The following is a 23,449-nucleotide window of genomic DNA, read 5'->3' on the forward strand; positions in this document are numbered from 1 at the left end:
GGTCTTCTCCTCGAAAATCGGGTACTCCTAGCCGTCTGGCAGTTCGGTTGCGAATTGCCACTCATCTCGCAAGGAGTCTGTCATTATGCGCAGCGACTGGATCGCACCCCGCCGAGGCCAAGCCAACGTCACTCAAATGCACTACGCCCGCCAAGGCGTGATCACCGAAGAAATGGACTTCGTGGCGCGGCGCGAAAATCTGCCAGCCGATCTAATTCGGGATGAAGTGGCACGGGGTCGGATGGTTATCCCCGCCAACATCAACCACACCAATTTGGAGCCGATGGCGATCGGCATTGCCTCCAAGTGCAAGGTCAACGCCAACATCGGTGCTTCGCCTAACGCCTCCAACATCGATGAAGAAGTCGAGAAGCTGAAGCTCGCGGTCAAATACGGTGCCGATACCGTCATGGACCTCTCGACCGGCGGCGGCAACCTCGATGAGATTCGCACCGCGATCATCAATGCTTCGCCGGTACCGATCGGCACCGTGCCGGTCTACCAAGCCCTGGAATCCGTTCACGGGCGCATCGAAAAACACAGCGCCGACGACTTCTTGCATGTGATCGAAAAGCACTGCGAACAGGGCGTCGACTACCAAACCATCCACGCCGGTCTGCTGATTGAACACCTGCCCAAGGTCAAGAGCCGGATCACCGGGATTGTTTCGCGGGGCGGCGGCATCATTGCCCAGTGGGTGCTCTACCACCACAAGCAAAACCCGCTCTATACCCACTTTCGCGACATCATCGAAATCTTCAAGCGCTACGACTGTAGCTTCGGCTTGGGTGACTCGCTGCGGCCGGGTTGCCTGCACGATGCTAGCGACGATGCCCAGCTCAGCGAGCTGAAGACTCTCGGTCAACTGACGCGGGTTGCTTGGGAACACGACGTGCAAGTCATGGTCGAAGGGCCAGGCCACGTTCCCATGGACCAGATCGAGTTCAACGTCCGCAAGCAAATGGAAGAGTGCTCAGAAGCTCCCTTCTACGTCTTGGGTCCCCTCGTGACCGACATTGCACCGGGCTATGACCACATCACCAGCGCGATCGGGGCAGCAATGGCGGGCTGGTATGGCACGGCAATGCTCTGCTACGTCACGCCCAAAGAGCACTTGGGTCTGCCCAATGCGGAAGATGTGCGCAATGGTTTGATCGCCTACAAAATTGCGGCTCATGCAGCAGATATCGCTCGCCACCGTCCGGGTGCTCGCGATCGCGATGATGAACTGAGTCGGGCACGCTACGCCTTCGACTGGAACAAGCAATTTGACTTGAGCCTCGATCCAGAGCGGGCGCGGGAATACCACGACGAAACTCTGCCAGCAGATATCTACAAAACGGCAGAATTCTGTTCGATGTGTGGACCGAAGCACTGTCCGATGCAAACCAAGATCACCGAGGAAGATCTAACCGAGTTGGAAAAATTCCTCGAGAAAGATAGCGCTCTGGCGTAGGTTCTCGAGCTCTCTTAAGCTGAATTAGAATTGAGCGATCGCTCCTCTAGTGGCACTGGGGGAGCGATTTCTTGATCACCGCGAACGCGGCGTTTGTCGGCATTGCTTGAGGATGCGCTGATCGTTGTCACTGAGACGCTTGAGGTCGTAAAAGCCCGCCAGTTGGGGCGGTTGGTTGGGCTCCGTGGCGGCCGCAGCGATCGGAATGCTGAAACGGTACTCTTGCCCATCAAAACTGTCGGCAATAGTCAGCACCAGTTGGCGATCGCGGATGGTGCCCTGAAAACAGTCAAAGGAGGAATAGGGCATGTAGATTGCACCTTCCAAACGGTTGCCCGCTGCGGCAAAGACAAGATAGGTTTTGCCAATTTCATCACGGGTTTTGGCTTCGCCGTAGAGATAGGCTCCATCCCCCCAGGCAACCTGCGATAGTCCAGCAGTAACCCAGATTCCCAAGCTGCCGAGAATTGCTGCACCCAGACTGTAGCTTAGGCTGCGCATATCACTTCCTCCTCCTATCCCCAAGGTAGGTGGGGGATCAGCGCCTGAATCCAAAGAATAGTTAAAGCCTGGTGATCACTATCGGGATAAACTGCTGGCTTGCACCTGTTGAAAGCTGATTCGGCGGCTGGGGATAGTCGCGATCGCAGAGGGCCTCTAGCGTGCTTGGAACTGGAGTAGTCGTGCTACTGGCCTTTAGCCAGTCTAGGGCGTGACTTGAATGCCTAACAGGAATTCTGATTAGCCTCTATCTAACTGGGTAACTGAGAACCACGGAGTAGGATCAACCGTGATCTCTGAGAAAGCGGGGCTCTTGCGTGAGTTTGGCTGACCGCCTTTGGCAACAAAATCAAGCCTTGGTTGCTGAGATTCGGGTTCATCCCTTTGTCGTGGCGTTGGTGAAAGGCAGCCTGCCCTTGACTAACTTCCAGACCTACATTGGTCAGGATGCTTTTTTCCTAGAAGCCTTTGCGCGGGCCTACAGTATTGCGGCAGCCAAGTCGGCCAATCAGCAAGATTTTGAGCAGTTCCATCAGTTGGCTGATGGCATCCTAGCCGAACTGAAGCTCCATGCCAGTCTGGCCACTCGCTGGCAGATCGATCTGCGATCGGTGCAGCCCAATCCAGCCACGCATCGCTATGTGGATTTTTTGACGGCGATCGCTTGGAGTCAACCACTGGGGGCGATCGCGGCGGCAATGGTGCCCTGTATGCGGCTCTATGCAGACCTGGGGCAGTTCTGGTCACAACGCGGCTATGCCCCTCAACCCTACGGCGAGTGGGTCGAAACCTATGCTGATCCAGCCTTTGACAGTTTGGCCCAGCAGCTAGAAGCCCTGCTCGATCGCCATGGGACCGAGGCGATCGCAGCAGAACCCTATACCTACGCACTGACTTGTGAGCGCGACTTTTTTAGTGCTGTGGGGACGGCATAGCGCTATGGGGGGCAGTGTGTTGGCAGTCGGCTACGGCAATCGGTTTGAGATCCCCTCAACGCCTCCCTCACCCCAGAGACTGGCAAACTGTTGGTGGTCATGGGTTCGAATACTGCAATCGAGGCGCCGCCTAGCTAATGCGTGTTTTGGGATTGATCAGTGGCACCAGTGCCGATGGCATTGATGTAGCGATCGCGGAAATTCAGGGTTTTCAGGCAGACTTAAGCGTTGCGCTACTGGCCTTTGAGACGATTGCCTACGAACCGAGCCTGCGCGATCGCATTTTGGAAGTCGCAGCCGGATTTCCGCTGAGCGTGGCGGAATTGACCGCACTCGACGCTGCGATCGCTCAAGCCTTTGCGACAGCAGCCCAAACCTTGATTCAGCAGCATGGTGCAGTGGATCTGATCGGGTCTCACGGCCAGACGGTTTACCATCAGCCGCTGCAAGCAGGGCAACTAGGCTGGAGTGTGCAGTTGGGCTGGGGAGCTGCGATCGCCCAGCAGACAGGGATTACAACGGTCAGCAACTTCCGCAGTGCCGATCTGGCGTTGGGCGGTCAGGGAGCCCCCCCCGTTCCTGCAGTAGACCTGTGGTTGTTAGGCAGTGATTCCGAAAATCGTTGTGTGCAGAATATTGGTGGCATCGGTAATCTCACCTGGCTGCCGCGCCGCGATCACCCTGACTGGCAGTCGGAAGTCCGCGGTTGGGATACCGGCCCTGGTAATTCCCTGCTGGATCTGGCGGTGCAAAAACTGAGCCAAGGTCGGCTCTCCTACGATGACGGTAGTCAGTGGGCCGCAACTGGACAGATCGATCAGGTGCTCTGCGATCGCTGGTTGCAGGAGGATGACTATTTCCGCTTGCCGCCGCCAAAATCGACAGGACGCGAACGCTACGGTTGGCAGTTTTTAGAGACTTGGGCGGCAGAACTCGATCGCCTCACAGCTGCGGATCAACTGGCAACTTTGACAGAATTTACTGCTGCCAGCATTGTTAATAACTATCGCCACTTTTTGCCAGCTTTACCCGATCGCGTTTTGGTCTGTGGCGGTGGGTTACATAATCAATTTTTGCTGCAGCGATTACAGCAGCAATTACCAACAGTGAAGATCGCGAGTACGGATGATTTTGGGGTCAACTCCCAAGCCAAGGAAGCGATCGCGATCGCGGTTCTAGCCTATTGGCGACAGCACAACGTTCCTGGCAATTTGCCGGCAGTGACTGGGGCGTCGGGTCCTGCCTTACTAGGCGATGTTTTTGCTCGAACCTAAGCAGAGTTCTAATCCAATGCAGCCCCAGGAAACCGCAGCTCGATATGACACCATTGCCCAATGGTGGCAAACGCAACATCAAGATTCACAGTATGGCCTTCGACAATTAGAGCGAGCAATTCAATTTGTCGATCCGACTCACCAGCCCAAGTTAGCTCTCGAGGTCGGCTGTGGTAGTAGTGGCCGCTTTATTGAGTGTCTGAGCAACAGAGGATTTCAGGTCGAAGGACTGGATATTTCCACTGCAATGATTGATTTGGCTCAGCAACTACATCCTGAAGTGACTTTCTACAGAGCAGATATCTGTGAGTGGATTCCTAGCAAGTCCTACAGCTTGATTGTTGCTTGGGATAGTACCTTTCATCTACCGCTAGACCAACAAGCCCCTGTACACAGAAAACTCTGTGCTGCCCTAGAAGATCAGGGGATTTTGATGTTTACCTGTGGCGGTGGAGATCAAGCCGGTGAAATTGCTGGTGTATTCCAAGGTCAGGATTTTGAGTACAGCACCCTAGGAATTGATGCATTTCTGAAGCTCCTCAGTGACTGCCACTGCACCTGTCTTCATCTTGAATACGATCAGTATCCTGAAAGGCATGTTTACGTGATCGCCAAAAAAGTTGGCGCTGCAATTCATTGAACAGACAATTAATCGACTCATAAAATCAGCCAGCTAATTGTCCTAAAACAAAAAGCTGGCCAATGTTAGATGGGTTTGAAACTGAATTGATGGCTGCTGAGCCTCATTTTTCTGTTGCTGTACCCGCTCAGAGAGCAAAATCAAAAGGCGTGAGTCTTGACTCCAACGCCGTGACAGAAAAAGGCGCGAAATTAGATGAATTGCCCCAAGATCAACGCCGCAACACCTGAAAACACAGTGATACCTAATGCGGTCAGCGGCGACTGTCCTTGAGCGACTGCAAAGGTCGTGACCACTCCAGCACCAAGGGCGGCAATTAGGAATTGGTCAAGCAGTGCGCTGTTCAGGAAAGGTCGCTTCATGGCCGTGGGTGAATTGCATTCTGCGCTACAGATTACTGTTCGCTTAGGAAGCGATCGCGGCAGAATCCCCAGACTGTAATTAACGTTTGGGTTTCGCGACCTTTCGTTACAAGCTTGCTGGAACTGTGAAGCCACGTAACGATTGTGCTCGTTCTTCAGGACTGAGGTTGAGCCCTTGCAACAAGACCCCAAAGTTTCCGAGTGCGGTGGGATCGAGCAACCGGTGTAGCACTTCGCGTCGCCGTAACAACTGACTCAGGTCTGATCCGGACTGTGGTTGGGAGAGTGCCATGAGGCGATCGCCCAAGCCCAGCGCCATCAGAAACAGAGCCTGTTCCGTAAAGGCCAAGCGTTTGAGCCCGAGCGCTTCGCCCCAGACTTCCAGCGCTGAAAAATTGACATGGGCCGTCAGATCTTGCTGCCCCGGCCGAGCATAGAGATCGTTGTGAAAGCGTTGCTGCCAGTAGGCCTGAAGGGTGCCATCCGTGCGGCCAGCCGCGTAGTAGCGATCGCCGCTGTAGCCGTAATCGATCGTCAGCAAGTAGCCCCGCTGCAATCCCTGAACGACCTGAGCGAGCCACTGCTTCGCCGCCGGATGCACCTCCGTTCGGTAGCCCTCGGGCAGACGTGCGATCGCCGCTGCCAATCCCAAGTCTGCAAAGACATCAACAAGGTCAGGGCTCGACAGCGGTCCCAAGACTTCTTGCAGAACCCCCGCATTTTCCGTCACATAAATTTCTTGCCATTCACCCCCTTGCCACTGGATCCGATGCACCGGCAGGGCATCCACTAGCTCATTCGAGAAAGCCACACCGACGGTTGGCTGAGTGGCCCAGTCTTCCCAAGTCCACCAATCGACGCGATCGCGCCAGGGTTCTAGTCGCTCTTGCTGCTGCCGCCGCAGTTGGGGCGATCGCTCAATGATGCGATAGTGCAACGTTGCTTCTAACTCGGTTCCGGCGATCGCTGCTAAAAAGTCCCCTGCAAACTGGCCAGCGCCCGCCCCCATCTCGACCCAAACAAAGCGATCGGGTCGTCCGAGAACTTGCCAAAACTCTGCGGCTTGTACCGCCAGCAATTCGGCAAAATCAGCTGAAAGCGAGGGGGATGTGACAAAATCACCCCGATCGCCAAATTGCCCGGTGCGGCTGCTGTAGTAGCCCGACTCGGGATCGTAGAGCGCCCAGCTCATAAACTGCGCCATCGTCAAGCGGCGCTGGGGCTGGCTTTCCAACCATTCTAAGAGGCGATCGGGGATAGCCTGAGTCATCAGAGGGGAGTCCGCTTGCTACGATGAGAGTCTTATTAAGAATTGTGATTGTAGCTGCGTTGCCTTGTCCTTTTTCCGCGCCGTTCCGGTATTGCCCATGTTGACTTCCTGGCTTCCGAAACTCTGTGCTGCGATCGCGGCGCTTCTCTTCCTGCTCCCTGCCGCTCCCGCGCAGGCCTTTAATAATCCTGAGCTCCTGCCTGATAGCCCCACCCCGATCATCGACTTGGCTCGTGTGCTCACCGACACCCAAGAGCAACGACTAGCCCGAGAACTGAACCAGTTTGAAGATGAAACCGGCTGGAAGCTGCGGGTGCTGACTCAGTTCGATCGCACACCGGGGCTAGCCGTGCGTGACTTCTGGAATTTAGATGAGCGCAGCGTGCTGCTGATTGCAGATCAGCGGGGCGGTAACTTACTGAACTTCAACGTCGGTGAAGCCTTCTATGCCTTCATGCCGCGGACTTTCTGGGTTGAGTTACAAACGCGCTACGGCAACCAGTTCTACGTGCGCGACCATGGCGAAGACGGAGCAATTTTTGATTCTCTTCATTCGATTGAAGGCTGCCTGCGCCAGGGTGGCTGCAGTGTGGTGCCAGGGCTACCGCAAGAACAATGGGTTCTAACACTGGTCACCTCCGTCCTCGGCGGTTTGGTTTGTGGATTCACAGCACACCCCCGCAAGCCCGGTCAGATCATCGCTTGGCAATGGGTGCTAATCTTCTCGCCGCTCTGGGGAATTTTGTTCATTGCCTTTGGCATTGGTCCAGTAATTACTCGCACCACTGACTGGCTGCCGCTCTTTCGGAATGTCGCGGGCTTCTTAGTTGGAGCCTTGGGCGCTTACTTGATCTATCAATTCCGCAGTTCGAATTCTTCTACGCCTGCTCAATAGCGATCGCTAGCGATGGCTGATGAAGGTCAGCTGTCACGACTCTATATTCAACAGAAAGCCTGTAATCCCGATCGTGGATTACAGGCTTTTACTTCGCTCAAATTAGAGGGGGTGATTAGCTCAGGGGAACCGCAGTTGGAGTTGCGATCGCCTTAAAGACGAGTCGTTCATTCTCCACAGCAACTTGAATCGTGTCGCCATCACTGAATTGCCCCCTGAGGATCGCCTTAGCGATCGCAGTTTCCAACTCTCGCTGAATGACTCGTTTGAGCGGACGAGCTCCATAGACGGGATCAAAACCAATCTCAACCAAGAAATCGATCGCTTCTGGACTCATCGACAGCGATAATTTGCGATCGCTCAATCGTTCTTCAAGGCGATGCAGTTGAATCCGCACAATCTGCTGCAACTGATCCTTGCGCAGGCTGTGGAAGATGATTGTCTCATCGACCCGATTCAGAAATTCCGGTCGGAAATTAGCCCGCAGTGCTTCGGTGACACGGCTCCGCATTTCTTCGTAGCGGCTGTCATCGCCAGCCACATCGAGAATGTATTGCGAACCGATATTGCTGGTCAAAATCAAGATTGTATTCTTGAAGTCCACTGTTCGGCCGCGGCTATCGGTGACTCGACCATCATCGAGAATCTGCAACATGACGTTGAAGACATCTGGATGGGCCTTCTCAATCTCATCAAAGAGGATGACGGAATAGGGACGCCGCCGCACCGCTTCCGTGAGTTGGCCGCCTTCGTCATAGCCGACGTAGCCCGGAGGCGCGCCGATTAGCCGCGAAACCGCGTGTTTCTCCATGTACTCCGACATATCAATGCGAATCATCGCGTCTTCAGTGTCGAAGAGATAGGCAGCTAGGGCTTTGGCCAACTCGGTTTTACCAACCCCTGTAGGGCCCAAGAAGATGAAGCTCGCGATCGGGCGTTTCGGATCAGACAACCCAGCTCGCGATCGCTGAATTGCATCCGCGACAGCAGAAACCGCTTCTTCTTGGCCAATCACCCGTTGATGCAGTTCTTCATCGAGATTGAGGAGCTTTTGCATCTCTGACTCAACCAGCTTGCTGACAGGAATCCCCGTCCACTTAGAGATGATTTCAGCAATGTCAACCTCTGTCACTTCTTCGCGCAGCAGAGACTTGCCACTGGTGTGGGTCGTCGCTAAACCGCCCTCCATTTCGTTGAGCTTGCGCTGCAGTTCTGTCAGTTTGCCGTACTTCAGCTCAGCTGCTTTGTTCAGGTCGTAATCTCGCTCAGCCTGTTGCATTAGCAAGTTAACCTGATCAATCTCTTCCTTGACGGATTGGATATCAGTAATAACATCCTTTTCAGCTTGCCATTGACTGCTTAAACTCCGCTGCTCTTCTTTTAGGTCGGCCAACTCTTTTTCTAGCCGTTGCAGACGTTCCTGTGAGGCAAGATCACTCTCTTTTTGCAAGGAGAGTCGTTCCATTTCGAGCTGGAGAATCTTGCGATCGATCTCATCTAATTCTTCTGGCTTTGAAGTGATTTCCATCTTGAGTCGAGCCGCCGACTCATCGACTAAATCAATCGCCTTATCTGGCAAGAAGCGATCGCTGATGTAGCGGGTCGAGAGGACAGCAGCAGCGACAAGAGCGTTGTCAGAAATACGGACGCCATGATGCACTTCATAGCGCTCTTTTAAGCCACGCAAAATCGAGATCGTATCTTCTACCGTAGGTTGATCGACAAAGACCTGTTGGAAGCGTCGTTCAAGAGCCGCATCCTTCTCAATATATTGGCGATATTCATCTAGTGTGGTTGCCCCAATACAGCGCAATTCTCCCCGCGCCAGCATCGGCTTCAGTAAGTTGCCAGCATCCATGGAGCCTTGGACCGCTCCAGCACCAACCACCGTATGAATCTCATCAATAAAGAGGATAATGATGCCTTCAGAGTCAGTGACTTCCTTGAGGACTGCTTTCAGGCGTTCTTCAAACTCACCCCGGAATTTAGCACCTGCAATTAAGGCACCCATGTCCAAAGCAATCAGCCGCCGATCCTTGAGGGATTGCGGGACATCACCATTAATAATCCGCTGGGCTAATCCTTCTGCGATCGCAGTTTTGCCAACCCCAGGCTCGCCAATCAAGACCGGATTATTCTTGGTGCGCCGACTGAGAATCTGAATAGTGCGACGGATTTCATCATCGCGGCCAATGACGGGATCGAGCTTGCCACGACGCGCCATTTCAGTCAGGTCACGCCCATATTTTTCGAGGGCTTCGTATTTACCTTCAGGGTTTTGATCAGTCACTTTTTGGCTGCCTCGAATCTGTTGAATAATCTGACGGAGCTGCTTCTCGTCAACCTTGAATTCTTGACTGAGCAAGCGCCCAAAACGGGAATCGCGGGGAAAGCTGAGGATGAGGTGCTCAACCGAAATAAATTCATCCCCAAAGTCCTTGCGAAACTGATCCGCCTGATCGAGGAGTTGATCGAGCGATCGCCCCAGATAAACCGACTGATTACCCCCACTCACCTTTGGCTGGCGGGCAATAAACCGCTCTGTAAACTGCTGTAGTTGTGCCGCTTCTAACCCTGCTTTCTTGAGGATATTCAGAGCCAGCCCTGGTCCTTGAAGCAAGGCCAAAAACAGATGTTCTGATTCAATTTGCTGATGCTGAGCTTGTTTCGCAACATCAGTTGTGCGAACGATCGCTTCCCAGGCTTTTTCAGTAAATTGATTGGGATTCGTCGGTTGCATGGTGAGAAGTTCCAGCGATGAACCCATTTTAGGCAGGGGCGACCGCTTGCCCAGATCGGAGATCCGGCCAGTGCTCGAGCGAAATCCGTCTTTTGAATCGCCAGTAAAAAGCCCCTACTCTGCAGTAGAGGCTGTTGAGAACAATCGTTAGATCTGAAGCAAAAGATTACTGGACCACGATTTTGCCAACCATGCCAGCGCCGCGGTGGGGCTCGCAGTAGTAGGTGTAGGTGCCAGGCTCGCTGAAGGTAGCTTCAAAGGTTTCGCCAGGCGAGAAGGCGAGATCTTTGTGAGAGAGTTCCGGTTGGCCCTCGACCACAACGTTGTGGGGCGCCAGTTTATTGTTGACCCACTGGACCGTGTCGCCCGCTTGGATCTCGATGGTCGAGGGTTCAAACGCCAGCATGCCGTTGTCTGCGCCCATTTTGATCGCAACGGTCTGAGCAGATGCCGGTGCTGCCGAGAGGAAGAAGCTACCGACGCAGAGCACAGCAGCAACAGCGAAGAGGCTGAGGCGGCGTGCAAAAGAAGCCAAAACTTTCATGATTAAGGTTCAGTCAAATGCCGTGGATCTATTTTACGCTAAGGCGCTGGCGAGACTTGAATCCACTAACGCGGAACAGGTCAGCCAAGCTGTTGACGTAGGGCACCATGCCAAACTGGGCGGGATTCACCGGATTGGTGTGGGTGAAATGCCGATAATTGATACAAAATCGATCCCAATCGGTCATCTGAATGCGGAAGACCTTGATGAAGAAATCGACCAAGCCCCGCGTCAACGGAATCTGGAACCAAATGCGCAAGCCAAAGTAGTCGCAGGCTTGGCGAACCGCATCATCCAAGGTGATGGCAGAGGTGCCCAACACGAACTTCCGGACACCCGGTTCTGCTGGAGGGTGAGCAATCAAATAACGAACGACTTGGGCAATATCGTAGGCATGAACAATGTGGAAACTGGCTTCACCTTTGAAGAAGCGAATCAGCCAGAGCCACTTGACGACATCCTGTAACCCCGCCGTTAGGAAGGACGATCGCTTGCCATCACTACCGCCACCAAAGACAAGAGTGGGGAAGACTGCCGTCACCTTGGGCGCGATCGCGAGGTTCTCGATTTCCTGCAGACCCTGATACTTGGTGCGGATGTAATCAGTCCCATAGAGCGCTGCTTCGGGCAGCAACTCATTGTTGTGGCCGAGGACACTCTCGGTCGAGAAGTAGATGACCTGTTGGCAACGCTCGGGATCAAGGCTACTTAGCAGTGTGACGACCTGCTGGACATTGACCTGTTGTGTTGCCTCAGCACCACCCCAAGCTGCAGCCGTCAAAACAGCAATGTCGATGGTTTGCAGTAGCTCGTGGAAGCGATCGATGTCCGCCATATCGGCTTCGATCACCTCCACTCCGGGCCGACGCTTGACATCAATCGTCAGCTTCTGGCGATCGCGGACGAGCAGAAACAGCTCATAGTCTGTGTTGAGCAGCAACGTTTCCGTCAGATAGTGGCCGACACAGCCGCTGGCCCCAGTGATGAAGACGCGCTTACTCACCCAGTGATTGCCTCTCGCAAGTTAGTGACTCGCTGCCAAGAGTTGATCGAGGTTTTTGGCCGTCTCAAAGAAGTGACGGGCATTATCCTCAGGAGTCCCGGGCAGGATGCCGTGGCCCAAGTTGAGAATGTGCCGCTGATTGCCAGCTTTACGCACCGTGTCCAAAATGCGATCGCGGATGAAATCTTGAGAGCCAAACAGCACACCCGGATCGATGTTGCCTTGCAGGCCGATATCCGGACCCAAGCGGCGGCGAGCATCGAGCAAATCAACCGTCCAATCGACGCTGACGATATCGCAGCCCGACTGGCCCATCCGCTCCAGTACGCCAGCACTACCGCTGATGTAGAGAATTAAGGGCACTTCAGGGTGTTTTGCCTTCACTTGCTGGAAGACACGCTGCTGATAAGGCAGAGCGAAGGTGTCGTAATCGATCGGGCTCAGCTGACCGGCCCAAGAATCGAACAGCTGAACAACCTGCGCACCACAGTCAATTTGGTGGCAGAGGTAGATGGCAATGTTGTCGGCTAGCTTGCCCAACAACTCATGCAGGATCGTCGGTTCCGAAAAGGCAAGGTGCTTGATGTTGGCGTAGGTTTTCGAGCTTTTACCTTCGATCGCATAGGCCGCGAGAGTCCATGGCGCACCGGCAAACCCTAGCACGGCGGCTTCGTTGCCGACTTCCTGACGAAGGGTTTCCAAAATTGGACGAATGAAAGGCGTGGCTTCTTCCGGATCGAGATCATGCACTGCTGCCACTTGTTCAGCCGTGCGGATCGGCGGCTCCAGAATCGGGCCTTTGCTCTCAATGATGTCGAAGGGAATGCCCATGCCCGGCAAGGGCGTCAGGATATCCGAGAACAGGATGACGCCGTCGGGCTTGAAAGCGCGGAACGGTTGCAGCGAAATTTCGATCGCCAGTTCCGGCGTTTCCGAACGCTCACGGAAGCCAGGGTACTTGTCCCGCAGATCGCGATAGACCTTCATGTAGCGACCAGCTTGGCGCATCATCCACACGGGTGGGCGATCGAGAACCTCGCCACGGGCAGCGCGCAAAAGTCGGGGGAGCGAAGACGACGCGACCATGAAACCTACAGAGTAGAGGAGCGAACGCCAGTGGGTTCCGCCAGTCTGGCAATTTCGAATTATAGGGGACTGTTGGCAGCCTCACTCAGGGATTCTGGGCCAGAGGCCAGTTCAAGCACGAGGGTCGTCAGCGGTGGCAGACAGAGATCAAGGGAATAGGGCCGATTGTGGCAAGACCATTCATCAGTCCATTTGCCACCCAGATTACCCATGTTGCTGCCGCCGTAGGAGCGGGCATCACTGTTAAAGATCTCGCGGTAGAAACCGGCAACCGGTACCCCAATTCGGTAGTGGGCATGGGGCTGGGGTGTGAAATTACAGACCACCACCAAGAAGCGATCGCTCTCGTGGGCGCGGCGAATAAACGAGACGATGCTGTGACGATTGTCGCTACAGTCAATCCACTCAAAACCGGCTTGATTGCAGTCCTCGCTGTAGAGTGCGGGCGCATTGCGATAGAGGTGATTGAGGTCTTTAACGAATTGTTTCAGACCCTGATGGGGTTCGTACTGGAGCAGGTGCCACTCCAGATCGCCCCAGACATTCCACTCCGCCCACTGACCGAACTCCATGCCCATGAATAGGGTCTTCTTACCAGGGTGGGTGAACATGTAGCCCAACAGGCACCGGAGGTTGGCGAACTTCTGCCATTCATCGCCGGGCATTTTGCCAATCAGATTGCTTTTGCCATGGACGACTTCGTCGTGGCTGAGCGCCAGCATGAAGTTCTCACTGAAGGCGTACCAAATGCTGAAGGTGACGTTGTTTTGGTGGAACTGGCGGAACCAAGGATCCATGCTGAAGTAGTCCAGCATGTCGTGCATCCAGCCCATATTCCACTTGAGGTTGAAGCCCAAGCCGCCGACATAGGTGGGCCAAGAGACCATTGGCCAGGACGTCGATTCTTCTGCGATCGACAGTGCACCGGGGAAGTAACTGAAGATCAGGTGGTTGACCTGGCGCAGGAAGTCCGCCGCTTCAATGTTTTCGCGCCCACCGTACTCATTGGGGATCCACTCACCTTCCTTGCGGTTGTAGTCGAGGTAGAGCATCGAGGCGACGGCATCGACCCGAATGCCATCGATGTGGTACTTGTCGAACCAAAACAGGGCATTGGCTGCAAGGAAGTTGCGCACTTCGTGGCGACCGTAGTTGAAGACCAGGGTGCCCCATTCGCGGTGCTCGCCTTGGCGTGAGTCGGCGTGCTCATAGAGGTGGGTGCCATCGAAGAAGGCGAGGCCATGGCCGTCTTTGGGGAAGTGGCCGGGCACCCAGTCGAGAATGACGCCGATCCCGTTTTGATGGCAGCGATCGACGAAGTACATGAAGTCTTCGGGGCTGCCGTAGCGACTGGTGGCGGCATAGTAGCCGGTGACCTGATAGCCCCAAGAACCATCGAAGGGATGTTCCGCGATCGGCAGCAGCTCGATGTGGCTATAGCCCAGATCGAGCACGTAGGGAATCAGGCGATCGGCCAATTCCCGATAGGTGAGGAAGCGGGCCCCTGGCTTGAGATCGGCAACGGGGACCGGTGGTAGTGGCTTGCCTTGAGCGTCCGTCGCGATCGCATCTGAACTGGCATGCATCCACGAGCCAAGGTGCACTTCATAGACCGAGATCGGCTGCCGCAAGGGCTCTTGATGCCGGCGGCGTTCCAGCCAATCCGCATCCCCCCAGGTGTAGCGATCGAGATCGGCAACAATTGATGCAGTCTTGGGACGAACTTCCTGCTGGAAACCATAGGGGTCACTTTTTTCGTAGATGTGACCGTCGTAGTTTTTGATCTCGTACTTGTAGGCAGCACCTACCGTGAGTTCGGGAATGAACAGTTCCCAGATGCCATTGCTGCGCCGCGCCATCTGATGCTTGCGGCCATCCCAGCTATTGAAATCACCCAGAATGGAGACATTACGGGCACTGGGAGCCCAAACGGCGAAGTTAACGCCAGCCACGTTTTCAAGCTCGCAGGGGTGAGCCCCCAGTTTTTCGTAGATGCGGTGGTGATTACCCTCTGCAAACAGGTGGATGTCATAGTCCGTCAGCAAGGGCGATCGGAAGGCATAGGGATCGTAGATAATCCGCTCGCGTTCTCCCTCTGTAATGCGCAGTTGATAGATCTCCAGAGTCTCTTCTGGGACCCAAGTCTCAAAAAAATGGGGATGATGCACCGGGTGCATCGCAAATTCGCGGCGCAAGGCTGGACAGATCACAGCAGCTTCTTGCGCCTCGGGTAGATAGGCGCGAATCACCCACCCGGCTTGACCTTCGTGCTCGTAGGGATGAGGGCCCAGAATATCGAAAGGATTTTGCTCTTGATTACTGGCAATGCGATTGACCTGCTCGACGGATAGGCTGCTGGAGGGGAGCGGGGTCGTACCAGTCATAGGGTTACGCAGGAAGGATCAGGGTCAGGCTAGCCCAAATAGGCCAGAGTCCTAGTCACTGTAGCAATCCGACTCGACTCTGCTGCAGTTCTTGGCACAGATTACAGAGTTCCGCTCTGGGACGCTGAACCTTGAGGCAATCGCCACAGCGGTTGACGCTGACAAAAATCAGGTTAAAACAACCTCAGAGTCTTCATCAAAAACTCCAGTGCCTCGTTTTCTGCGCTGCTTGCCCCGATCGCTAGCCATCAGTGGCTTGAGTTGCAGTTGCTGGAGCTGGGGGGCGATCGCCTCTCCGCTCCCCATCGAAAGACAGGGTAGTTGTCCTCTGGGCTACTACGCCTCCGGCAGCTACTGTGTCCCGGGGCGGCAAGCGCGACCCGCCGTCCTCAAGCTCGGTAATTGTCCAGTGGGCTGGTACGCCTCCGGTAACTATTGCCTGGCTAGCCAGACGGCTCGGCCTGTGATCCCTAAGCTTGGATCCTGTCCTATCGGCAGCTATGCCAACGGCAACTACTGTGTGCTGACTCGCTAGTGATCGTGCCTAGGCAACTGGGGCCGAGTGGGTTTCGCCAACGTGAACCGTCTTCACCCAGCGCAGTTGTTTAGGCCAGAAGGCCATGCGCATGGTGGTATAGGCCATCACTGGAATCCAGTGCAGCATGTAGATCACACCCAACAGGCTTTGTCCGATTGGCAGGGGATTGCGAGCCTCATGCGATCGCGCTTGCCGGATGCCACGCAACAGACTGATCAGCGTCAAGCCCACGGTCAGACCTGCCAAAGGACCATAGAGGGGCGATCGCTTCAGGATCAGCGCCAAGGCCAAGTCAGGAATAGCAGCGGTCGGCAGGATGTATTGGGTCAACCAGAAAATCGCTAAGTCGACGCTCCGCTGCGGTCCTAAACGGTTGCGGACCAACCAAGGCCAATAGTCGAGGTAGCGTTGGTAGCCCCCTTCGGCCCAGCGACGCCGCTGATGCCAGAGCGCCAGACTGCGAACCACCCCTTCTTCTTGCACGGCGGGATGGATGCAACAGTCAATCCACCAGTGATCAAGATGCAGCCGGAAGGCCAAATCAAGATCGTCGGTAATCGTCTCTTCGTTGAAGCCGCCGCAGCGCTCGAGGGCGGCTCGCCGGATAAATTGCCCGTTTCCGCGCAGTTCACCAATCCCCCCAATCGCGACCCGCTGTTGTTGCAGGTAAGCATCGAGCATCATTTCGACGGTTTGGCCGCGAGTCCAGAAGTTGGTGCCACTATTGGCGATCGCTTTGCGGACCTGCACGGCTCCTAGTTGAGGTTGCTGGAAGCGCGGCAGCACCTGCTGGAGCAGATCTACTGGAGCTTGGGCATCGGCGTCAAAGACGGCAATGAACTCACCCTGGGTCTGGGGCCAAACTTCATTGAGAGCGCCTGATTTACCACCGGGAGCGCCCGCCTGTCGCTGGTGCACCCGCAGTTGGGGATAGTGGCTTTGGAGCTCTGCTAAGCGATCGGGCGTGGCGTCGGTGCTGGCATCGTCGATCACCCAAACCTCGAGGCGATCGCTGGGATAGTCCAAGGAACAAAGGTTGTGAACCAAGCGCTCAATGACTTCGGCCTCGTTTTTGGCAGCAACAAGCAGAGAAACCTGGGGCCAGTCTTGGCGATCGCTGGGTAACGCCACAACTTCAGCATGACGGTGGGCACCCATCAGCCGCAGGAAATGGATGCCCAACCCCAGGGCGATCGCCCAAACGATCGGGGCACCCCACAGGCTGAGATGCAGGGCAGCAGTAAGCCCCCATACGGCAACCAAGACTACGGCAGCCTTGCGGCGGCGACCAGCAGTGTATTGGTAGTAGTCAATCTCGGGAGCAGATGACAACGCCACAGGAGAAGGGGTGACAGTCGCATCCAAGGGTGAATTGAGAGGCATGGGCAGCGTTGCCGCTAGGGAGCAGTGAACAGGCGTCAAGTCTCTCTGTTCTTATCACAGCCTTCGCTGATTCGGCGGTCGACCCCAGAGGGCGATCGCGCTTCATTCCAGTTCTGGACTGCAATCTTGCTTACAATCGGTGATCCCCCGCGCGATCGCTGAAGCCATCTCTTCAACAGCGCGCAAAAAGGGCGGTGAGCCAACTCAATGAGGGGAGGCTAGGGAGCAGCAGGCAAGGTTGTAAACCCGCTCAATCCAACTCCGTTCCGGATCGGTTTGGTATCAATACCGACGCTGGCGCACCCACTTTTCAGCTTCGAGGTACACAAAGAGCAGGAGACTGAAGCCCAGACAAATCGCCAGATCGAGCTGGCTGAGGCTATGGGTGCCAAAGAACTTCTGAAGCGGGGATACATAAACCAGAGCAAGCTGGAGCAACGCCGTCACAATGACCGAGAGCCAGAGCCAAGGGTTCGTTCGCATCGGTGTTTGGATGGTTAAGAGATCACTGCGCACTGGGATCGCATGTCCCATCTGGGCCAAGCACAACGTCGTAAACACCATCGTTTGCCAGCGCTTCGGATCTAGCCCCGGTAACGGAACCTGCGTGTATTGGTAAGCAATCACCATCAGCACAATCGTGAAGGCCGAGAAGACAACCCCGACCCGCAGCATGTAAGTGCCCAGTCCCCGCGCAAAAATACTCTCTTGCGGATTGTGAGGCCGGCGCTGCATGATCGTTGGGTCGCCGGGCTCAACTGCCAAAGCCAAAGCGGGAATGCCATCCGTGACCAGGTTCATCCAGAGGATTTGCAGGGGTGTTAGGGGAACCGCGCCCAAACCTAAAAGCGGGGCGCTAGCGATCGTTAACAGCTCGCCGATGTTGCTGCCGAGAATGTACTTAATAAATTTGCGAATGTTGCCGTAGACAATGCGGCCTTCTTCCACTGCCGCCACAATAGTGGCAAAGTTATCGTCCAGCAGAACCATATCGCTGGCTTCTTTGCTGACATCGGTGCCCGTAATTCCCATCGCCACACCGATATTGGCCTGCTTCAGGGCGGGGGCGTCATTGACGCCGTCGCCGGTCATGGCAACAAATTCCCCTTGGCGTTGGAGCGACTCAACGATCCGCAGTTTGTGCTCAGGAGCCACTCGAGCATAAACTTCCACCGATCGCACAGCGGCATCGAGTTCAGCCCCATTCATGGCTGAGAGTTGTTGCCCCGTCAGAACGGGATGGCCCACTTCCGTGATGCCTAAATCCCGGGCGATCGCCTGAGCAGTGAGCGGGTGATCGCCAGTGATCATCAGTGTGCGAATGCCGGCTTGCCGACAGCGCTGGACCGCCTCTCGGACTTCTGGGCGCGGCGCATCAATCTGACCCATCAAGCCCAGCCAAGTCAGATCTGTCTCGGCATCCTCATCCACATCCGCGATCGCCGAGGGACGGTAGGCAAACCCCAAAACGCGCATTCCTGCGCTGGCCATGGCTTCTCCTGCTGCCAAGATCTGCTGGCGTGTAGCGGCAGTGAGTGACTCAAGCTGGGCATTACCAAAGCAATGCTGACAGCGTTCTAAGATCAGCTCCGCTGAACCTTTGACGAAGAGGACGTAGGGTTGCCCTTCCCGAATCGTTAGGGTCGTCTCTCCCAGATCAGCCACCACCACACTCATGCGCTTCCGCTCAGAGGTGAAGGGGATCTCATCCTGGCGTGGTAGCACCCGCTGTAGTCCTTCCGGGTCAATTCCTGCCTTCGCAGCCACGGTCAGCAGCGAACCTTCCGTGGGATCGCCCACAATGCTCCAGTGCTCGCCGCTGGCCACCAACGCTGCATCATTGCAGACCGCTCCCGCGGCCAACAACAGCATCAGGTCGCGATAGTCGTTCGGGACAATAATTTCACCCCCAATCAAAAAATGGCCCGCTGGCACATAGCCCTCGCCCGTCACCGTGAAATCGTGGTCGAGAGTATGGATCTGCTGCACCACCATCTTGTTTTGGGTCAGCGTGCCGGTCTTATCGGAACAGATGGTTGTGACTGAGCCAAGCGTTTCCACGGCGGGTAAGCGCCGAATCAAACTTTCGCGTTGCACCATGCGCTGAGTCCCGATCGCCAGTGCCACGGTGATCACAGCGGGTAGCCCTTCTGGCACGATCGCCACTGCCATGCTCAGGCCAACGGAGAGCAAATCCTCCCAAGACTGACCATTCAGCACCCCCAAACCAACGACAATCGCCACCAGGATCAAAGCGCCGCTGACCAGTACATTGCCCAACTTGTCCAAGCGCTGCTGAAGCGGCGTCTTTTCACTCTCTACACTTTGGAGCAACGTCGCAATCCGCCCCAGCTCTGTGTTCATGCCCGTGGCATAGACCAAAGCCTGACCACGGCCCTGCAGGACTTCCGTCCCTTGAAACAGACAGTTCGTGCGATCGCCAATCACCACATCGGTCGGCAATTGCTGATCCGCCAGCTTCTGCACCGCTTCGGCCTCGCCAGGTAGCGCCGACTCTTTCACCTGCAAGTTGGCACTTTCGACCAAGCGCGCGTCTGCCGGTACTTGGTCGCCTGCCTCCAACAGGATCAGATCACCGGGTACTAAGCCTGCGACGGGGATTTCCTGATCGCGATTGTCGCGCCGCACCCGAACCAAAGGAGCCGCCATGCCTTTGAGTGCAGCCAACGCCTTCTCAGCGCGGCTTTCTTGCAGATAACCCAGCACCGCATTCAGAACCGCGATCACCAAAATTGCGATCGCATCCTTGGGAAATTGGCCATCTCTCAGGTCTAGCGCTCCAGAGACTACAGCCACCGCTAGCAGCATCAACAACATGATGTTGGCGAACTGGTCCCACAGAATCTGCAATGGGCTGCGGCCTGCTTGCTCCACCAATTCATTGGGGCCATACAGCGCTAGGCGATCGGCAGCAACTTCAGCAGTTAAGCCATTTCGATGAGCATCGAGCTGTTGATGACATTCCTCAACGGTCAAACTATGCCAGTGAGCGATCGGCTGGCGAACATCAGTCAACGAGGCTGACACAATAGCACCCTTCATTTTCGATCAGGACAAGCAGACAGCTGAAAAGTGTCAATTGCCGATAGCTATGGCAATCAAGTTGAGTTCTGGCAGCAGTATTTCGAGGCAGAGTCAGGTGAGAAATTGGCCTTTTTCGCCCAGAGCATCTCCGACTAAGACCCCGAAGGACAACCGAGAGGCGGTTAACTAGGATCCTGCGATCGCCGAGGCTAACCCAGTATTCTCATGGCTACTAAGACCTTGACTCTGTGATTATCCACGAATAATCCTCAAAAATGATCATCAGCACTAAAAATTCGTGCTAGATTGAGATAGTGATTAAAATTAGGGAATCAAGTGTTTTTGGAAAACTGGTTTTCCTTGTGTTTGCATGCAAAGAAAATTGAAATTTCCGCCAATGATGCGCAGCGTAAAAAATTTTCAGTAGGGGCATAGATTAATCCAGCCATAAAAATTTTTCAAAAGAAAAACTCGGCCTTGTTATTCAGGCTTTTCAGCTCATTTGACCTGGCAGACTAGACCTTAATACTGAGTCCTAACAATCTTTTTATTCAACTCTAGTAGCAACAGCTTATAAAACTTAAGCCCTCTCGAGACTCTTGGATTATTTCACTGCTTGGGCCTCCAGTCTCTAGACACTGCTCAGTCGCTAGTACACAGGAATAAACAGTAGTTGTACCCATCAAGACCAATACAGTAAATTGCACAGCAGAAATTAAGCCTGTTGCCAAAGCGGTCAAAGAGAAAATGAGACCAGGAACCCCGCGTAGGATTCAACCAAGGATGGCAATTTTAGGATTCTTACCTGCAGCCCAATCCACAGCCTGAATTCCTGAATAGCAGACTGGTGAGCTTAGCAGTCTTGTGAGGAGGCATGGGGTCGCCGGTCAGCTCTAGTCCCTGAAAACCAGTCGTCGAAGGTCTATTGAGGGAGTTGACTAAGTGCTTGATTTTCACCGACAACGATCAAGGCATCTGCCTCAGCTAATTCGGTGTCTGGGTGAGGATTAACGATTAGCTCTTCACCGCGCTGAATCGCTAAGAGAGTGACGTTGTAACGACTACGCAAAGCCAGCTGCGACAAACTTTGTCCAATAAATGGAGATGGCACATGAACTTCAACCAGACTGTGATCAGGGGAGAGATCAAAGCGGGCTAAGACGGCGGGAGCAGTGAGCGATCGCGCTAGCTGAGCACCCATTTCATCTTCAGGGAAAATGACGAGATCCGCGCCGACGCGCTCTAGCAGCTTGCCATGGACACTGGTAGAAGCTTTAGAGATAACGTGGGGTACTTTTCCTTCTTTGAGGTTGAGCGTTGTAATGATGCTGGCTTCGATGTAGCTTCCAATTGCGACAATCACTACATCAAATTCGAGAACCCCCGCTTCTTGCAGAGCTGAATAATCGGTTGTATCCAAAGATAAGCCATGGGAGAGAGCACCGGACTCAAGTGCTGCATTAACCACTTCGTGATCGTGATCAATGCCTAGAACTTCATGACCCAACTCATGCAAGGTTCTACAAATCGCGCTTCCAAAACGGCCGAGGCCAATCACAGCATACTGTTTACGATCTTTTGAGAGACGGCGCAAGAATTTCCAAGTACTTTGCTGAACAGTCATTCTGGTTTAACCAACGAGTAATTCTTCTTCGGGATAACGCAGACGCGATCGGTGGGGATCTCCAAGCAAAGCTTGCATGAGTAGTAAGATTCCAACCCTGCCGATGTACATTAAAGCAATTAAAACGAGTTGAACACCTGCATTGGCTGTCGCTGTCACTCCCAGATCAAGGCCGACTGTTGCAAATGCAGAAACTGCCTCGAAGAGAAGTTGAATAAATTCCAAGTCCCGATCAAAAACTGCCATGATTAGCGTTCCCAAAATAATTGTAAAGGAAGAGCCAACCACGACTGCTGTTGCTTTTTGAACAATCCTCTGAGGAATTTGCCGTTGAAACATTAGAACTGACTCACGACCTCGCAGGACTGAAATTGTACAGCCAATCAAGATAGCTAGAGCCGTTGTTTTCACACCGCCCCCTGTCCCACCAGGACTTGCACCTATGAACATGAGAGCGATCGTCACCATCTGTGCAAATAAACTCATTTGAGTTTGATCAATGGTGTTAAATCCTGCTGTACGGGGTGTCACGGTTTGAAACCAAGCCGCGAGCATTGGATCGTTAATCGGTAGAGGGCCCAACGTTTTGGGATTCAAATGTTCAGCACCAGGAAACAGGAGCCAACCTCCTATCAACAATCCCAAGGTAGTGAGAATAGCCAAACGAAAATGCAGGCTAAGAGGTGATAAGCGCCGTTTGCCTTTTAACAACTGCCAGCCTTCTAAAATAACAGGATAACCAATCCCTCCAAGAACAATTAGAATCGCGATGATCCAATTGACCCGAAGAGATCCGACAAATCCAACTAGGTTATCAGGATAGATGCTGAAGCCAGCATTGTTGAATGCACTTACACTATGGAAGATTGCCGACCACGCTGCTCCCATCAATGTCTCATGGCGTGACATGAGCGGGGTAAAAAGAGCGATCGCTCCAACAGTTTCACAAGCTAATGTTGCGATCGCAATCGCTCTGAGAACCTGCCGAATTTGAGCCATGCCTGATCGATCGAGAGACTGCTGAATAGCAACTTTATCGCGTAGACCAAAGCGCAGTCCCAGTAGCATCAGCAGAAAAGTTGTAGCAGTCATATAGCCTAATCCACCGACTTGAATGAGCAGGATCAGAACTAATTGACCAAAGGGAGAAAAGTAGGTCCCAACATCAACAACCGATAGTCCCGTTACACAGACTGCAGAAGTTGAGGTGAACAGAGCAGGCAGCCACCCGCCCCACTGCCCGCTTGATTGTGACCATGGCAACATCAACAAAAATGTGCCTGCCAAAATAACTGCCAGAAAACCTAGACTAATTGTCCTAGGCACTGTCAGTCGCCAAGACCTTTGCATAAATTGCGAAAACAGGGACTTGTCTAAGCTACCTCGAAAGAGACCTCACAGCCTAGATAGAGCAATTGCCCCTTGCAGGTAAAACCAAGAGACTAGAAATATGAAGCCAGCAGTTGATTGCTTCAGAAAGAACGCTTGCGAATTGCAAGACACTCCGCAATCATAGGAGCCAGCATCCAGCCAATCTGTGAGGTCAGAGCGATCGCAGTCGCCACCCAAGAATGATGACTCAAAAAAGTCGGAAGATCTGAAATCAGTAGACAGCCAATAAAACTTAAAAATACCGATTGTGTCCAACCGTTATTCATCGATCTAATAATAGACTCTCGATCTAAAATCTCTGATCAAATTTAGTGATGATGTAGCCTCTGCTACCAATCGATTGAACTTAATAATCAACTTCTTACGTTGACCTGATT

The 23,449-nt window shown here is 54.0% G+C and carries 18 protein-coding genes; 7 read left to right on the plus strand and 11 right to left on the minus strand.

Annotated elements, in window-relative coordinates; genetic code table 11:
• Positions 1–85 precede the first annotated feature (85 nt).
• A complete protein-coding gene (gene thiC, locus SYC_RS02325; RefSeq protein ID WP_011242765.1) occupies positions 86–1,456 on the plus strand; it encodes a phosphomethylpyrimidine synthase in 1,371 nt (456 codons plus the stop codon).
• Positions 1,457–1,531: 75 nt separating this feature from the next.
• Here thiC and SYC_RS02330 read toward each other — a convergent pair whose 3' ends face one another.
• A complete protein-coding gene (locus SYC_RS02330) occupies positions 1,532–1,957 on the minus strand; it encodes a hypothetical protein (protein ID WP_011242766.1) in 426 nt (141 codons plus the stop codon).
• A 317-nt stretch (positions 1,958–2,274) separates the two neighbouring features.
• Here SYC_RS02330 and SYC_RS02335 point away from each other — a divergent pair, with 317 nt between their 5' ends.
• The 4 genes from SYC_RS02335 to SYC_RS13945 all read left to right on the plus strand — a co-directional run bounded on the left by SYC_RS02335 (position 2,275) and on the right by SYC_RS13945 (position 5,036).
• Positions 2,275–2,892, plus strand: a complete 618-nt coding sequence (locus SYC_RS02335) for a TenA family protein (protein ID WP_011242767.1) — start codon at positions 2,275–2,277, stop codon at positions 2,890–2,892.
• A 137-nt stretch (positions 2,893–3,029) separates the two neighbouring features.
• Entirely contained in the window at positions 3,030–4,166 is a 1,137-nt protein-coding gene (locus SYC_RS02340; RefSeq protein WP_011242768.1) for an anhydro-N-acetylmuramic acid kinase, read from the plus strand.
• Positions 4,147–4,806 carry a class I SAM-dependent methyltransferase gene (locus SYC_RS02345; RefSeq protein WP_011242769.1) on the plus strand — a complete coding sequence of 220 codons (660 nt, stop codon included), beginning with the start codon at positions 4,147–4,149 and terminating at the stop codon, positions 4,804–4,806. Before SYC_RS02340 ends, SYC_RS02345 begins: the two co-directional genes overlap by 20 nt.
• A gap of 89 nt (positions 4,807–4,895) precedes the next feature.
• Positions 4,896–5,036 carry a hypothetical protein gene (locus tag SYC_RS13945; protein WP_162010010.1) on the plus strand — a complete coding sequence of 47 codons (141 nt, stop codon included), beginning with the start codon at positions 4,896–4,898 and terminating at the stop codon, positions 5,034–5,036.
• A 238-nt stretch (positions 5,037–5,274) separates the two neighbouring features.
• On the opposite strand, the gene SYC_RS02350 is transcribed toward SYC_RS13945, so the two are convergent.
• On the minus strand, positions 5,275–6,438 hold the full coding sequence (locus SYC_RS02350) for a class I SAM-dependent methyltransferase (RefSeq protein WP_011242770.1): 1,164 nt from the start codon (positions 6,436–6,438) through the stop codon (positions 5,275–5,277).
• A 97-nt stretch (positions 6,439–6,535) separates the two neighbouring features.
• Here SYC_RS02350 and SYC_RS02355 point away from each other — a divergent pair, with 97 nt between their 5' ends.
• On the plus strand, positions 6,536–7,333 hold the full coding sequence (locus SYC_RS02355) for a TPM domain-containing protein (RefSeq protein WP_011242771.1): 798 nt from the start codon (positions 6,536–6,538) through the stop codon (positions 7,331–7,333).
• A 115-nt stretch (positions 7,334–7,448) separates the two neighbouring features.
• Here the strand turns inward: SYC_RS02355 and clpB are convergent, their stop codons facing one another.
• The 5 genes from clpB to glgB form a co-directional block, all read right to left on the minus strand.
• Complete coding sequence (gene clpB, locus SYC_RS02360; protein WP_041677077.1) at positions 7,449–10,073, minus strand: ATP-dependent chaperone ClpB; 2,625 nt, start codon at positions 10,071–10,073, stop codon at positions 7,449–7,451.
• Between the two features lie 166 nt (positions 10,074–10,239).
• Positions 10,240–10,617, minus strand: a complete 378-nt coding sequence (gene petE, locus SYC_RS02365; RefSeq protein ID WP_011242773.1) for a plastocyanin — start codon at positions 10,615–10,617, stop codon at positions 10,240–10,242.
• Between the two features lie 28 nt (positions 10,618–10,645).
• Positions 10,646–11,620 (minus strand): NAD-dependent epimerase/dehydratase family protein, encoded by a 975-nt coding sequence (locus SYC_RS02370; protein WP_011242774.1) that lies wholly within the window; start codon positions 11,618–11,620, stop codon positions 10,646–10,648.
• Positions 11,621–11,641: 21 nt separating this feature from the next.
• Positions 11,642–12,706 (minus strand): uroporphyrinogen decarboxylase, encoded by a 1,065-nt coding sequence (hemE, locus tag SYC_RS02375; protein ID WP_011242775.1) that lies wholly within the window; start codon positions 12,704–12,706, stop codon positions 11,642–11,644.
• Between the two features lie 59 nt (positions 12,707–12,765).
• Positions 12,766–15,090 (minus strand): 1,4-alpha-glucan branching protein GlgB, encoded by a 2,325-nt coding sequence (gene glgB, locus SYC_RS02380; protein ID WP_011242776.1) that lies wholly within the window; start codon positions 15,088–15,090, stop codon positions 12,766–12,768.
• 208 nt (positions 15,091–15,298) lie between these two features.
• Here glgB and SYC_RS02385 point away from each other — a divergent pair, with 208 nt between their 5' ends.
• Positions 15,299–15,625 carry a hypothetical protein gene (locus SYC_RS02385; RefSeq protein ID WP_011242777.1) on the plus strand — a complete coding sequence of 109 codons (327 nt, stop codon included), beginning with the start codon at positions 15,299–15,301 and terminating at the stop codon, positions 15,623–15,625.
• 9 nt (positions 15,626–15,634) lie between these two features.
• On the opposite strand, the gene SYC_RS02390 is transcribed toward SYC_RS02385, so the two are convergent.
• From SYC_RS02390 to SYC_RS02405, 4 genes are all read right to left on the minus strand, one after another.
• Complete coding sequence (locus tag SYC_RS02390) at positions 15,635–17,011, minus strand: glycosyltransferase (RefSeq protein WP_011242778.1); 1,377 nt, start codon at positions 17,009–17,011, stop codon at positions 15,635–15,637.
• Between the two features lie 282 nt (positions 17,012–17,293).
• Positions 17,294–20,074: a cation-translocating P-type ATPase gene (locus SYC_RS02395; protein ID WP_011242779.1), complete on the minus strand. Its 2,781-nt coding sequence runs from the start codon at positions 20,072–20,074 to the stop codon at positions 17,294–17,296.
• Positions 20,075–20,978: 904 nt separating this feature from the next.
• Complete coding sequence (locus SYC_RS02400) at positions 20,979–21,680, minus strand: potassium channel family protein (RefSeq protein WP_011242780.1); 702 nt, start codon at positions 21,678–21,680, stop codon at positions 20,979–20,981.
• A gap of 6 nt (positions 21,681–21,686) precedes the next feature.
• Positions 21,687–23,030, minus strand: coding sequence for a TrkH family potassium uptake protein (locus tag SYC_RS02405; RefSeq protein WP_011242781.1), 1,344 nt, complete (start codon positions 23,028–23,030; stop codon positions 21,687–21,689).
• Positions 23,031–23,449 lie beyond the last annotated feature (419 nt).

It is taken from the genome of Synechococcus elongatus PCC 6301, from assembly GCF_000010065.1.
GTDB classification, from domain to species: domain Bacteria; phylum Cyanobacteriota; class Cyanobacteriia; order Synechococcales; family Synechococcaceae; genus Synechococcus; species Synechococcus elongatus.